The sequence below is a fragment of the Larkinella fluvii genome (assembly GCF_051857545.1).
Taxonomy (GTDB): Bacteria; Bacteroidota; Bacteroidia; order Cytophagales; family Spirosomataceae; genus Larkinella.
This window is the reverse complement of the sequence record NZ_JBPZHB010000008.1, coordinates 61,523-75,252: the sequence shown is the minus strand read 5'-3', so window position 1 is coordinate 75,252 and position 13,730 is coordinate 61,523. Positions and strand designations below refer to the sequence as shown.

Annotated in this window: 10 protein-coding genes; 8 read left to right on the top strand and 2 right to left on the bottom strand. The window is 54.3% G+C overall.

The features are described from left to right. Positions 1–24: 24 nt before the first annotated feature. From lpdA to ACS5NO_RS21490, 4 genes are all read left to right on the top strand, one after another. The gene (lpdA, locus tag ACS5NO_RS21505; RefSeq protein ID WP_439417048.1) at positions 25–1,425 is read left to right on the top strand and encodes a dihydrolipoyl dehydrogenase; all 1,401 of its coding nucleotides are present in this window, start codon (positions 25–27) and stop codon (positions 1,423–1,425) included. Positions 1,426–1,629: 204 nt separating this feature from the next. Next, on the top strand, positions 1,630–2,991 hold the full coding sequence (locus tag ACS5NO_RS21500; RefSeq protein WP_439417047.1) for a M28 family peptidase: 1,362 nt from the start codon (positions 1,630–1,632) through the stop codon (positions 2,989–2,991). A 287-nt stretch (positions 2,992–3,278) separates the two neighbouring features. After that, positions 3,279–4,865 (top strand): carbohydrate-binding domain-containing protein, encoded by a 1,587-nt coding sequence (locus ACS5NO_RS21495; protein WP_439417046.1) that lies wholly within the window; start codon positions 3,279–3,281, stop codon positions 4,863–4,865. Positions 4,866–4,972: 107 nt separating this feature from the next. Further along, on the top strand, positions 4,973–6,775 hold the full coding sequence (locus ACS5NO_RS21490) for an SGNH/GDSL hydrolase family protein (protein ID WP_439417045.1): 1,803 nt from the start codon (positions 4,973–4,975) through the stop codon (positions 6,773–6,775). Here the strand turns inward: ACS5NO_RS21490 and ACS5NO_RS21485 are convergent, their stop codons facing one another. After that, positions 6,776–7,411: a dioxygenase family protein gene (locus ACS5NO_RS21485; protein ID WP_439417044.1), complete on the bottom strand. Its 636-nt coding sequence runs from the start codon at positions 7,409–7,411 to the stop codon at positions 6,776–6,778. It lies immediately after the preceding gene. A gap of 226 nt (positions 7,412–7,637) precedes the next feature. On the opposite strand from ACS5NO_RS21485, the gene ACS5NO_RS21480 reads away from it, so the two are divergent. The 4 genes from ACS5NO_RS21480 (at position 7,638) to ACS5NO_RS21465 (ending at position 10,528) form a co-directional block, all read left to right on the top strand. Continuing rightward, complete coding sequence (locus ACS5NO_RS21480; RefSeq protein ID WP_439417043.1) at positions 7,638–8,711, top strand: sensor histidine kinase; 1,074 nt, start codon at positions 7,638–7,640, stop codon at positions 8,709–8,711. A 62-nt stretch (positions 8,712–8,773) separates the two neighbouring features. After that, on the top strand, positions 8,774–9,259 hold the full coding sequence (locus ACS5NO_RS21475; protein ID WP_114407294.1) for a copper resistance protein NlpE N-terminal domain-containing protein: 486 nt from the start codon (positions 8,774–8,776) through the stop codon (positions 9,257–9,259). An 11-nt stretch (positions 9,260–9,270) separates the two neighbouring features. Continuing rightward, positions 9,271–9,780, top strand: coding sequence for a copper resistance protein NlpE N-terminal domain-containing protein (locus ACS5NO_RS21470; protein ID WP_165840963.1), 510 nt, complete (start codon positions 9,271–9,273; stop codon positions 9,778–9,780). A 13-nt stretch (positions 9,781–9,793) separates the two neighbouring features. Further along, the gene (locus tag ACS5NO_RS21465) at positions 9,794–10,528 is read left to right on the top strand and encodes a LytR/AlgR family response regulator transcription factor (protein WP_114407292.1); all 735 of its coding nucleotides are present in this window, start codon (positions 9,794–9,796) and stop codon (positions 10,526–10,528) included. An 85-nt stretch (positions 10,529–10,613) separates the two neighbouring features. Here the strand turns inward: ACS5NO_RS21465 and ACS5NO_RS21460 are convergent, their stop codons facing one another. Next, positions 10,614–13,415 carry a DUF1553 domain-containing protein gene (locus ACS5NO_RS21460; protein WP_114407291.1) on the bottom strand — a complete coding sequence of 934 codons (2,802 nt, stop codon included), beginning with the start codon at positions 13,413–13,415 and terminating at the stop codon, positions 10,614–10,616. Between the last annotated feature and the right edge of the window lie 315 nt (positions 13,416–13,730).

Genomic DNA, 13,730 nt, shown 5'->3' with positions numbered 1-13,730 from the left:
ACCTGCAAATAGATCTGTAAATTTATGCAATACGACGTCATCGTCATCGGCTCCGGGCCGGGCGGCTATGTGGCCGCGATTCGCTGCGCCCAGTTGGGCATGAAAACGGCCATCGTGGAAAAATACAAGACGCTGGGCGGTACGTGCCTCAACGTCGGCTGTATCCCGTCGAAAGCCCTGCTCGACTCTTCGGAGCATTTCTACAACGCTGCTCATACCTTCGCCGAACACGGGATCAAACTGGCGGATCTGCAGGTCGATCTGCCCCAGATGATCAAGCGGAAGGCCGGTGTCGTGGAAGCCAATGTGACCGGAATTTCGTTTCTGATGAAGAAAAACAAGATCACGGTTCACCAGGGATTCGGGTCGTTCGTCGATGCCAGTACGCTGAAAATCAAGAAAGATGATGGCAGCGAAGAGCAGATTACGGCGAAAAATTTCATCATTGCGACCGGTTCCAAACCAACCTCGTTTCCGTCGATGCAGATCGATAAGAAACGCATCATTAGTTCGACCGAAGCCCTGACGTTGCAGGAAGTGCCAAAACACCTCATCGTGATCGGGGCGGGGGTGATTGGGGCCGAACTGGGCTCGGTCTATGCCCGCATCGGTTCGAAAGTGTCGTTCGTGGAGTTCGCCGATTCGATGATTCCGACGATGGACAAAACGATGGGGAAAGAACTGCAAAAAGCCGTCAAAAAGCTGGGCGCCGATTTCTACTTCAGCCATAAAGTTACCAGCGTTGAAAATACCGGTGAAGGTGTTATTGTGAAAGCCGATACGCCCAAAGGGGAACAGATTACCCTGGAAGGCGATTATTGCCTGGTTTCGGTGGGTCGCCGTCCGTATACCGACGGCCTGAACCTCGAAGCCGCCGGGCTAGCCGCCGACAACCGGGGGCGCATCGACGTAAACGACCACCTGCAAACCAAAGTCCCGAATATTTATGCCATCGGTGACGTCATTCGGGGGGCGATGCTGGCGCACAAGGCCGAAGAAGAAGGTGTGTTCGTAGCCGAAACCCTGGCCGGACAAAAACCGCACATCAATTACCGCCTGATTCCGGGCGTGGTCTATACCTGGCCGGAAGTCGCTAGTGTGGGCTTCACCGAAGAGGAACTGAAGCAGGAAGGCAAGGCCTATAAAGTCGGTTCGTTTCCGTATAAAGCCCTGGGTCGCGCCCGCGCTTCGATGGATGTCGACGGCTTGGTGAAGGTGCTGGCCGACAAGCAAACCGACGAAATTCTGGGTATGCACATCATCGGTGCCCGCGCGGCCGACATGATTGCCGAATGCGTTGTGGCAATGGAGTACCGGGCCTCGGCAGAGGACATTGCCCGGATATCCCACGCCCACCCGACCTACACGGAAGCCATCAAGGAAGCGTGTCTGGCAGCGACGGATAACCGGGCGATTCATATGTAGTTTCAGTGTACTCGGTTTTCTGTTTACGGTTTTCAATGACTGACGCAAGAAAATAAGAACGTGTTAGCCACCGAAAACTAAAAAGCGTAAACCGTGTACCAAATTGCAATCCGCTGGCAATCAATTGGACGAATTGCATAACTTTCAACCCGGCTTTGGAAATCAGGCCGGGTTTTCTTTTTTTAGGAGATACCCCGTCCCGAGATGAAAAAACTACTTCTTGCTTTCTGTCTTTTTGCAACCGGTGTTCAAGCGCAGTCGACCGACTCCGTTACGATTCGCAAAATCTACAACGAAATCCTGACCAACAGCCCGTCGTATGAATGGCTGCGTGAGTTGACTCAAAAGATTGGTCCGCGCCTGAGCGGTTCGGAAGGCGCGCAGAAAGCCGTCGACTGGTCGAAGCAACTGATGGAAAAGGAGGGTTTCGACCGGGTGTTTTTGCAGGAAGTGATGGTGCCGCACTGGGTTCGCGGGGCCAAAGAAGTGGCGTATATCCGGAACGGAAAACAAAAAATAACCGTACCGATTGCGGCTCTGGGCGGTTCGGTAGCCACGGCCCCGAAAGGTGTTGAGGCCCAGGTGATTGAGGTGAAGAGCTTTCAGGAATTGCGGGATTTGGGACCGGAAAAAGTAAAAGGCAAGATCGTGTTTTACAACCGCCCGATGGACCCCACCAAACTGAACACCTTTGAAGCCTACGCCGGGGCGGTTGAACAACGGGCCAATGGTGCGAACGAAGCCGGAAAACTCGGCGCGTTGGGGGCCATTGTTCGTTCGATGACCACCGTGCTGGACGATAATCCGCACACGGGCGGGATGCGTTATGCGACGGGGGTGCCGCTGATTCCGACGGCGGCCATCAGTACCAACGCAGCCGAGTTACTGAGTAAGTCGCTGAAAAAGAATGCAAACCTGACGTTTTACTTCAAACAGAATTGTGAAACCCTGCCCGACGCCAAATCCTACAACGTCGTGGGGGAAATCAAAGGCTCGGAAAAACCGGATGAAATCATCGTCGTGGGTGGCCACCTGGATTCCTGGGATCTGGCCCAGGGCGCACACGACGACGGCTCCGGCTGCGTGCAGTCCATCGAGGTGTTGCGGACTTTCAAGGCCTTGGGAATCAAGCCCAAACGGACCATTCGGGCGGTGATGTTCATGAACGAGGAAAACGGATTGCGGGGCGGAGTCGGCTATGCAGATTACGCCAAAAAGAACAACGAGAAACACATTGCCGCCGTCGAGTCCGACAACGGCGGTTTTACACCCCGGGGCTTCGGCATCGTCGGAACGGCGCAGCAACGGGCCAAAGTGATGCCGTGGAAACCGCTATTTGCGCCCTACGGACTGCACGAAATCGGTGCGGGTTCGGGCGGGGCGGATATTGGCCCATTGGCGCAACTGGGTACGGTTTTGTTCGGTTTCAAGCCAGATTCCCAGCGGTATTTCGATTTTCACCACACGGGCATCGACAATTTTGAAGCGATCAACAAGCGGGAACTGGAACTGGGGGCGGCTTCGATGACGGCGTTGGTATACTTGCTGGATCAGTACGGATTGTGAGTTTGAGCGTTGTTTCGCGGAGTTGAGCGGAGAAGAAAGGAGTTTAGCGGAGTTTAAATTTATTTTCTCTCTGCTAGACTCTTTTCTTCTCCGCTCAACTCCGCGAAACAACTCTTTTAAACCGAAGACAGCACGACGATTTCGTGATTGGGAATCCGCGGTACGCTCACCTGCGATTAAAACCGACACATTCGGTCTATTCACCTCAAAAGCGTTCGTTGTGGCAACGTTTGGGAAGCGATCCGCGTATCGGCTGGTAGTGAGTCTTCCCATACACAATCACACTGATGAGACACCAACCCATTTTAAAGAGAATTGTAGAGAAACCATCTGTAAAACGCATCATCGGCCTGGGGTCCAAACTTCTGTTGATGGCCCTGCTGCTGGCCTGCTCCAAAGAAAGCGAGGACCTGACGCCCACCGGAACCGGCACTACCGGAACGGGCACCACCACCGGCAGCTCCGTTGCCATCGACAGCACGACCACCTCCTCCGCAACGCCGGAAGGCAATGCCGACAATGCCGCCAACGCCGATGATTTGCTGGCGAACTCGACGTTTCCGTCCACCGTTAGCATCACGTTTGGTACGACGGTCAGCATTACCAACCCCCTGGCGGGCAATGGCGTATCGATTGAGCAAACCAACAGCGATGTGGTCATCACCTCCACCGCGACGGGCGTCGACTTTGCACTGACTGGAACCACGACCAACGGTTCGGTCAAAATTTACTCCGATAAGAAATTCAAACTGACGCTAAACGGGGTCAACATCACGAATGCCGACGGCCCTGCCATCAACATCCAGTCCGAGAAAAGAGCTTTCATTGTGCTGGCTGATAACACCACCAACTCGCTGACTGACGGCGCAACCTATACCGCCAGCGGAACGGAAGACATGAAAGCGACACTGTTTAGTGAAGGGCAGATGATCTTCAGCGGCAACGGAAGCCTGAGCCTGAAAGGGAATTACAAACACGCGATTGCCAGCGACGATTACATCCGGCTGATCAGCGGAAATATTACCATCACCAGTGCAGCATCCGACGGAATTCATACCAATGACGCCTTTATTGCCGACGGCGGCACGGTTACCATGACCACGCTGGGCGACGGAATACAATGCGAAGAAGGCTACATCGTCATCAACGGCGGCACGTTCACGATCAATGTGGTGGATAAAGGCATCGCAGCTTCCTACGACACCGACACGACAATCGATCCGTATCTGACCATCAACGGCGGTACCATTACGATCAACTCGTCGGCCGGAGAGGGAATTGAGAGCAAGAGTGTGCTGACGATCAATAACGGGAACATCATTGCCAAAACGAAGGACGATGCCATCAATGCCGGAACATTCATCTACATCAACGGCGGCACAGTGTACGCCTACAGCAGCTCGAATGACGGCATCGACTCGAATGGCCCGATCACGATTACCGGAGGAAAAACCGTCTCCGTGGGAGCCTCTTCGCCGGAAGGCAGTTTCGACTGTGACCGCAGTACGTTCAAAATAACCGGCGGAATTGCGGTCGGTGTGGCCGGAGGAACGAGCACGCCAACGGCGAGTGTCAGCACCCAGCCCTCAGTCTTGCTCGGTGGAGGAACCGCCAACCAGTTGATGCACATTCAGTCGGGCGAGGGTACCGAAGTGTTGACCTTCCTGATTCCGAAAACCTACACGACGATGCTTTTTTCAAGTCCGAAACTGAAAACCGGTCAGTCGTACAAGGTGTATTCGGGCGGGAGCGTAGCCGGTGGTACCAATGTGAACGGGTTGTATACGAGCGGAACCTACACGTTGGGAACGCAATCCACCACCTTTACCACGAGCAGTATGGTGACGAGGGTCGGCGGAAGCGTCGGACCGTAGCCGGTCACTGCGTCATAACTGGGGTCGGGGTGTTTATTTTGTCAACTTCCTGCGTATTTTTGGAAGAATTCACCCTTCCGTTGCCCTCGCGCACACCCCGACCCTTTATGAAAAAATGGCTTCTTTTCGTTTGCTTGTTCGTTTCCCTGCATGGCGTTGCGGTGTTGGCCCAAACGCCGGTCGACTACGTCTGGTGGAACCCCGCCCAATCCGACTTTCCGGTGATCGAAGGACAGGCCTGGCGTGGAAAAGACATCCTGAGTCCCTACGACCGGTTGCCCGCTGAAGCCGAAAAAAGTGTTCGAAAAGCCGTCTGGGATTTGTCGCGCAATGCGGCCGGGCTGATGATCCGCTTCCGGGCCAGCACCGACCGGATCACGGTTCGCTACATTGTCAAGGGAAAACAGAGTATGCCCCACATGCCCGCAACGGGCGTCAGTGGCATCGATCTCTACGCCGGTAACAGCGACGGCGACTGGCTGTGGTGCAACGGGAAATATGCGTTCGGAGACACGATCCAGTATCAGTTTGCCAACCTGGAACCGAATGATGCCTACCACCAGAAAGGCCGCGAATACCGCCTGTATCTGCCGCTTTACAACTCCGTTCAGTGGCTCGAAATCGGGGTGCCGAAAGGCGTCACGCTCACGCCCCTGCCCGTACGGGTCGATAAACCTATCGTCGTTTACGGAACATCCATTGCACAGGGTGGATGTGCGTCGCGGGCCGGGATGGCCTGGACGTCTATTTTGGGACGAAAAATGGACCGGCCCCTGATCAATCTGGCCTTTTCCGGCAACGGTCGGCTGGAAAAAGAAGTAGTGGACCGGGTGGCGCAGATCGAAGCCAAAATCTACGTCCTGGATTGCCTGCCCAACCTGGTGTCCAACACCGACGTTTATACCCTCATTGTGGACGCCGTTAGGAATCTGCGGAGCAAACAGCCGACGACGCCCATTTTGCTGGTCGAACACGCGGGCTACACCGACGGGGGCGTTAGTCCGCTCCGCCGGAAATATTACACGGATGTCAATGAGGTGATGCGCAGGGCCTTTACGCAGTTGAAAGGGGAGGGCATCGATCAATTGTATTTGTTGCCCAAATCACAAATCAACCTGGATTCGGACGCGATGGTGGACGGCACGCACCCGTCTGATCTGGGCATGCAGCAATACGCCGAAGCCTATGAACGGAGTCTGCGCGGTATTCTCAACGAACCGTCCGGAACGGTTTCGACCACAAAACCGCGCATCCAGTCCCGCGATTCCCGGATTTACGACTGGCAGACCCGCCACCACGAAATTCTGGCCCGTCTGAAAACCCACCCGCCCCGAATTGTTTACTTGGGGAACTCCATCACGCACTACTGGGGTGGCGAACCCATTGCGCCCCGGGCGGCTGGTGCCGATTCCTGGAAAACTGCGTTGGAACCGCTGGGTGTTCAGAACATGGGCTACGGCTGGGATCGCATCGAAAATGTGCTGTGGCGGGTATACCACGGCGAACTGGATGGCTATTCGGCCGCTCAGGTGGTGCTGATGATCGGGACGAATAACCTGCAGCATAACTCGGATGCGGAGATCACCGCCGGACTGAAGTTTCTGGTGCAGGCCATCAAAGTACGGCAACCCACGGCCGACATTCTGCTGATCGGGATTCTACCGCGCCGGAATGAGGAAAAACGACTCACGGTTCTCAACGAAGAACTGGCGCAGATGGCCGGGGAAGCCAACATTCACTTTGCCCAGCCCGGTTTGGTTTTCCTGAAACCGGACGGTAAAATCGACGAAGCGCTTTTCAGCGACGGGTTGCATCCCAACGCGGAAGGCTACCGGCAATTTGCGGCCAAACTCCAGCCTTTGCTGAAAGCCCCGGAACCGGTTTTGAAAGCGAAGAAAGCCAGTCGGTGATTAAGGGGTTACCCGATAGTTCGGAATGTTCCTGCCGAGGTAGATATTCCGTTCGCCTTTGTACATGTTGCCGACATCAACCAGTTTCACGATACCGCTGCCGCCCCGGTTTTCGAGCTTTTGGCGTTTTTCGGCCGTCAGCAGCGGATCGTCGTCAAACAGAAACTCATCGATGTAATATTCATCAAGCCCTGGCTCTTTGATGGTAATGTGGATGTGCGCCGGATCGCTGGCACTGGGGTAGGGAGCAGGCCGGAGGGTGACAAATTTGTACGAACCGTTCCCGTCGGTGCGCACCCACCCGCGAATAAAACCGTGCCGTTTTGCCCAGCCTTTTTCGTCGCCTTTTTTAGGATAGTGTCCGGTTTCGTCGGTGTGGTAAATATACAGGATGACACCTGGTGCCGGGGTTTTGCCATCGGCTTTGTACACCGTTCCGTTGATTCCCAGCGGTTTTTTGCCTTCCCAGGTCGCGTCGGGGAGTTTGACAACACTTTCGAGTTTGTCGAACGGCACCGGATTTTCGTAAATCGCTTCGCAACCTTCGCAGGGGCCGCCCACTTTGGCCGTTTGGCTGAACGCGTTCAGAACGCTGAAAAGGAGGGTGATGAATACCGGAAAAGGATGCTTTTTCATGGTCGTTAAGCGGAATGGTGACTGGGTCTGACACAAAACAACCCGATCAATCCGTCATTCTAAAAAATAGTAGAGCAACGACCGGGAAAGTAGACAAACCGCAGGGCCAAATCCTTTCCTCTACTTTTTGGGTCGTTGGTCGATATAATTTTTAATCCACCTGCCTTTTGTATTCATTTACAGTCGACTACCACCCGGCGGTCGCACGTCAAGACCCGTTTTTAGTATGGACTTTCTGGACCGATCCATCAAGCTACCCCTTTCCAACCGAACGGTTCCGGTTAAATATGCGCTGGTTCATGCGGGGTACTGGATCCTGATTACCGGTTTTTTTCTCTACGAAAAAAGGTACCTGATCTACAAAGCCAGTCTGTCGTATTTTGCCCTTTGCGTCGTGGTCCGCATCGGGATGCTGATTGGAATCGCGTATCTGAACCTGCACTATTTCCTGCCCCGCTATTTGCTGAAAAAACGGTATGCCCGGTATTTTTCGATGGTGCTGCTTTCCATCCTCGGCTACCTGATTTTTCAGGGGCTTTTTGACTATTACCTCTACGGCTACGTCCTCGGACCGATGCACAACAGCAATTGGGTGGAAACGCTGTCCTACAATTTTTTCAGTACGCTCTGGTATCTGGGTCTCATGGTGGCCCTGAAACTGAGCATCGACTGGTATGAACAGCAGCGGATGTTGCAGCGGATCGTGGTCGAGAAACTACAGGCCGAAGTCAACTTTCTGCGGTCGCAGGTGAACCCGCATTTTCTGTTCAATATCCTGAATAATCTGTACGCCCTGACGCTCAAGAAATCCGAGCTGGCCCCGGAAATGGTGCTGAAATTGTCTGAAATGATGGAATATATGCTTTATGACAGCGATAATGCCTACGTGCCGCTGGAAAAGGAAATCAGCTATTTGCAGAATTACATCGACCTGGAGCGCATCCGGTACCGCGAGTATTCGGACATCAGCCTGAAAATCGACGGCAACACCAACGGCCAGGAAATCGCCCCGCTGTTGCTATTGCCCCTGGTCGAGAATGCCATCAAACACGGTGTGGGCAAACAGGCTGCAAACGCCCGGTTACACAGCACGCTGTACGTCAACCCGTCCGAAGTGCAATTTACGGTGGAGAACAGCAAACCGGCGGCCAGTCCCAAAGCCGAAAAAGGCGGTATTGGTCTGGACAACCTTCGCAAACGACTGGAACTGCTGTACCCCGGTCGGTATACGTTTCAGACTGAAGACCGACCGGAGAGCTACAAGGCGTCACTGCGTATTGTATTTTCTGCGATAAATTGAGCTGGCCACACCTGCAAGGTCTTCAAGACCTTACAGGTGTAATCTATTAAAACTTGAAAACCATGAAAACACGGCTTCATTTGAAACTGCTAAAAAAGAGCATTCTGATCGTTCTGGCAGCCGGGTTTATGCAGGCGACTTCACCGGAACCGGCGGTTTATTTCGCCACCACCCCCTGCGACGGCATTCCCCGAATGTGGTTGTCGATTCCGGCCACGGCCGACTGTGAAATGATCCAATGGAACCTGGCGCTCCAGCGGGATCCGCGCAATCAGGCACCCACGTTTTACAAACTCAGCTACGCATATGGCATTTCGAAGCCCTCGACACAGACCCTGATGAATGACGGAACACGGGGCGTGAAAGAGGGCCAATGGAGCCTGGTAAAGGATCGCAAAAACCGGGACCTGTACCGGTTGACGCCAACGGCACCCGATGCCCCCATTTCTCTGGTAAAGCTGGATGACAGGCTGCTTCACTTGCTGGATCAGGAAGGGAATCTGATGATCGGACACGCGGGCTGGAGCTATACACTAAACAGAAAATGATCGTTGTAGGTATGAAAGTTAAAGTGTTATTGTTGTTTCTGCTTGGATTTGCAGGCCAGCCAAACCGCGTCATTGCTCAGGAAACTCGGGCCACCAACGTTCCGACCAAAGCGAGTGTTCGTAACCCGGTGGACAGCGGACCGGCGGTATACGGACGGTTTGACGGGCGGTTTCCCTGCGCCGAAATTGCGAAAGACTGGAAGGTGACCGTCGGCCCGGAATGTACGAAAGTAAAATGGAGTCTCACCTTGTTTCAAGACCCGAAAACCGGCCAGCCAACCACCTACAAACTCCGCGGAACCTTAGACCGGTCGGCGGCTCGGGAGGGAAAATGGGCGCTGGTGCACGGCACGAAAACCGACCCGGAAGCGGTTGTGTACCAACTGGATTCGGATAAACCGGAGGTGTCTGTTTATCTGTTGAAAGGCGATGACCATGTGTTGTTCGTGCTGGATCAGGAACGAAATTTCAGGGTTGGGGATTCGTATTTGAGCTATACCCTAAACCGGATCGTTAATTGATTGGCAATATCTTATGCTGAACTGCGTAGTGATTGATGATGAGCCGCTGGCGCGTGGCATTCTGGAAGATTACCTTCGCCGGTTGCCCTTCGTTGGATCGATCCACCCCTTCGAAACGGCCCGGGCTGCGCTGGCGTACTGTAAAAACCACGAAGCCGATGTGCTGTTTCTGGATATTGAAATGCCCGAAATGAACGGCATCGCGTTCCTGAACCGGATCGCCGATGCGGCCTTGCCCCACCCACCCATCACGGTTTTTACGACGGCCTATCGCGATTATGCGTTTGAAGGCTTCGAACTGGGTGTTATCGACTTTCTGCTGAAACCCATTTCGTACCCCCGGTTTTTGCTCGCCATGGAAAAGATCCGGGACTTTTTGGCCCTGAAAGACCAAAATGCCAACATTGAAGAAAACCCGGCAGAAGCCCCGCTGGGGTCGGTTTTTGTGAAAAGTGGGGTGCAGCGGATCAAGCTGAACTTTGACGAAGTGACCCACATTCAAGGCTTGAAAGATTACGCCATTATTTACACCAACACCGGCAAAATAGTCCTGAAAGGCTCCATCAAATTCATGTACGACATTTTTCCGAAAAACCGGTTTCTGCGGGTTCACAAATCGTTCATCGTGGCCGTATCGAAAATCTCCCGGATCGAGCGGAACCGGCTGGTGGTGAACGGAAACCAGATTCCCGTCGGGCGAAATTACAAGGACGAAGTGGAGCAGGTGTTGTTGAATCGAAAAAGATGAAAGAGTGGAGACAAGAGAATAGAAACCATCGAAACATCACTAATTTCCGGTCTCTACTCTCTTGTCTTTGCTCTCACGTCTATTCTCACTCCTTCGTCACCACCTCATCCAGATTCAGCATCGTGTTGGCCGTAACTGCCAAAGCCGCCAGTTCGGGCGTGCCGTCGGTGCAGGCCAGCAGCTTCCGGGCTTCTTCGGGCTGTTGCTGGTAATGCGTTTTTGTCGTGCGGTATAACTGGGTGAGCACGGCCAGCTTGGCAGGGGAAAGCGGTCGGAGCATGATGCGCTGAAAACCGGCCTGAATCTGCTGTTCCGGTGTTTTTCCCTGATACCGCATCCAGTCGGCCAGGTGCTGGGCGGCTTCCACATACACCGGGTCGTTGAGCGTCACCAGGGCCTGCAGGGGCGTGTTAGTCCGCAACCGGCGCAACTGGCAAAATTCCCGACTGGGACTGTCGAAGGTAATCATCGACGGATACGGTGCCGTCCGTTTCCAGTACGTATACAAGGCCCGGCGGTACCGGTCTTCGCCCTGACTCAATTTCCAGCTTTCCGGGCTGTAGGGCGATTGCCAGATGCCATCGGGCTGGATGGGCATGACGCTGGGGCCAAACTGTTTCTTGCTCAGTAACCCGGTGGTTGCCAGCGCCTGATCGCGCACCTGCTCCGCCGTCAGCCGAACGCGGGGTCCCCGCATCAGCATTTTGTTCCAGGGGTCCAGCGCCAACGCTTCGGGCGAAACGCTGGAACGTTGACGATACGTGGCGGAAAGAACGATGCGCCGGAGCAGTTTTTTGACGCTCCAGTGATCGGTTTCCATGAACTCCACGGCCAGCCAGTCGAGCAACTCGCGGTGGGAGGGAGGAATGCCCTGCGTGCCGATGTCCTCAACGGTTTCGACAATCCCGGTTCCGAACAACTGCTCCCAGAATCGGTTAACGGCCACCCGCGCCGTCAGCGGGTGCTGACGACTCACCATCCAGCGGGCTAATCCCAGGCGGTTTCGGGGCAAATCGGCCGGCATCGGTGGCAGCGATTTCGGCACGTCGGCACGCACTTTCTTGCCCTTTACCAGCCAGTTCCCGCGCTCGAAAACAAAGGTTTCCCGCACCTGATCGCCAACGCCCTCTTGCATCACCGGAACCAGTTCGGCTTTGGCATTCAGAATTTCGGTCAGTTTGTGATCCATCTCGCCCAGGGCGGTTTCCGGCTGACCCGGCAAGGCGGGCTGCACCGAAACCCACTTGACCATCACCCATTCTTTCGGGTTTTTCGGACTGTTGAGCGTCAGGAACAGGTGATGCCGCCCCGACACTTTGGGAAGCGCGAAGACCAGCGTGGTGTCTCGCCACGGACTCCCGGTTTTCGGAACCGGCTGTTGGGTCAAAACCGGCCCGTTTACGCTGTCCTGACGAATGGTCATCACGGCATTTTCGGCCTTGGTCCCCCACGCCAGAATCAGGCGGTTTTTTCCGTTCAGGTCCATGTTTTTGATTCGCGCCGAACCGCCGTCCTGAATGGCGGTATACATCGCACCCATCAGCGACGCCTTCACGTACTGATCGAAACTGTGCGAATTGACTTTGGGTTCGGTGAGTCGCGTGAACCGATTGGCGGTTTTCACCTGCTGCGGATTCGTTGCGTGTTGACTGACCCAGGCGTTTAATTCCTGCACTTTGACGGAATCGGCTTCCTTGTAAAACCGCAAAGTCGGTGTGTCGCTGGGCACGTCCTCGTCGCGGGTGTTGTTGAAGAACGCCAGGTATTTGTAATACTCCTCGTGCGTAAACGGATCGTAGGGGTGGCTGTGGCACTGCACGCAGCCAAAGGTAGTGCCCTGCCAGACGTCCCAGGTCGTGTTGACCCGGTCCAGAACCGCAGCCACGCGAAACTCTTCATCCTGCGTTCCGCCTTCGTCGTTGGTCATCGTGTTGCGGTGAAAGGCGGTCGCAATCAACGGATTATCAATTAACGATTCGTTATTATCGGTTTTTCCGTTGGGGTCTGTTAACAAATCGCCCGCCAGTTGTTCGATGGTAAACTGGTCGAACGGTTTGTCTTGGTTGAAAGCTTTGATGAGCCAGTCGCGATACCGCCACATGGGCCGCGCCAGATCGGCCTCGTAACCTTTGGTGTCAGCATAGCGGGCCAGGTCGAGCCACATGCCGGTCCAGCGTTCGCCGTAAGCCGGAGATCTCAGGGTGCGATCCACCATTTTTTCGTAGGCATCTGGTGACGTATCCTTCAGAAAGTCAGTCACTTCCTGTTCCGTCGGCGGCAAACCGGTCAGATCGAGCGACACCCGGCGGATGAGCGTGGCGCGGTCGGCTTCGGGCGACGGTTTTAGCACCGGAGCAAATTCTTTATCCTGCGAAACCTTATTCAGTACAAAGTGATCGATTTCGTTTTTCGCCCACTTTACCTCGTCGTTTTCAACCAGTCCCAGCCTCGACCAGAACGTTCCGATTTCGGGTACTTCCGGTTTCTCAACGGGTTGATACGCCCAGTGGTTGCCCCATTCGGCGCCCTGATCGATCCAGTCGCGGAGCAACTCAATTTCTTCCTTTTTCAGTGGGGGAGCCTCCAGCGGCATGCGTTCGTCCGGGTCGGTGAGCGTGAGCCGTCGAATCAGCTCGCTGGCGTTGGCATTTCCGGGAACGATGGCGTGTTTGCCGGATTTGGCGGCTGCGAGGGCTTCGCGTTCGAAGAGGAGGCTGAAATTCGATGCTTTCTTGACGCCACCGTGGCAGGCAATGCAATTTTTGTTGAGCAGCGGTTTGATTTGCGTGTTGAAATCGACGCGATCTTCCCGGACGGTAAGCCACACTACGGAAGATAGGGTGAGCAGGACAACCAGGGCAATACTTAGTCGGAAGAGTGGTTTCATAAATCGAGAAAGTATTGGGCTTCGTGCTTTTTTCACAAAAGACAAAAACCGTCTGAAAATACTAAATAAAACGCGAACTATAGGATTATTGACCCCGGAGGGGTTCGATTTGCTATAAACATCACGTGACGCTGGCACTTAAACAACTGGTAGGCAAGGACAAAATTCCATAGTTCTCGTTCAATAAACCTGAAGTGTGCGATTTTATCGCTGGTTTTGGGTGGGTTCCAGCCCGTTGGGAGAGAACGGTCTGTGAAGATTTTAACGTAAAAATAGGAGACCTCGGCTCCTGTATCGATTGATGCTGACCGCTTG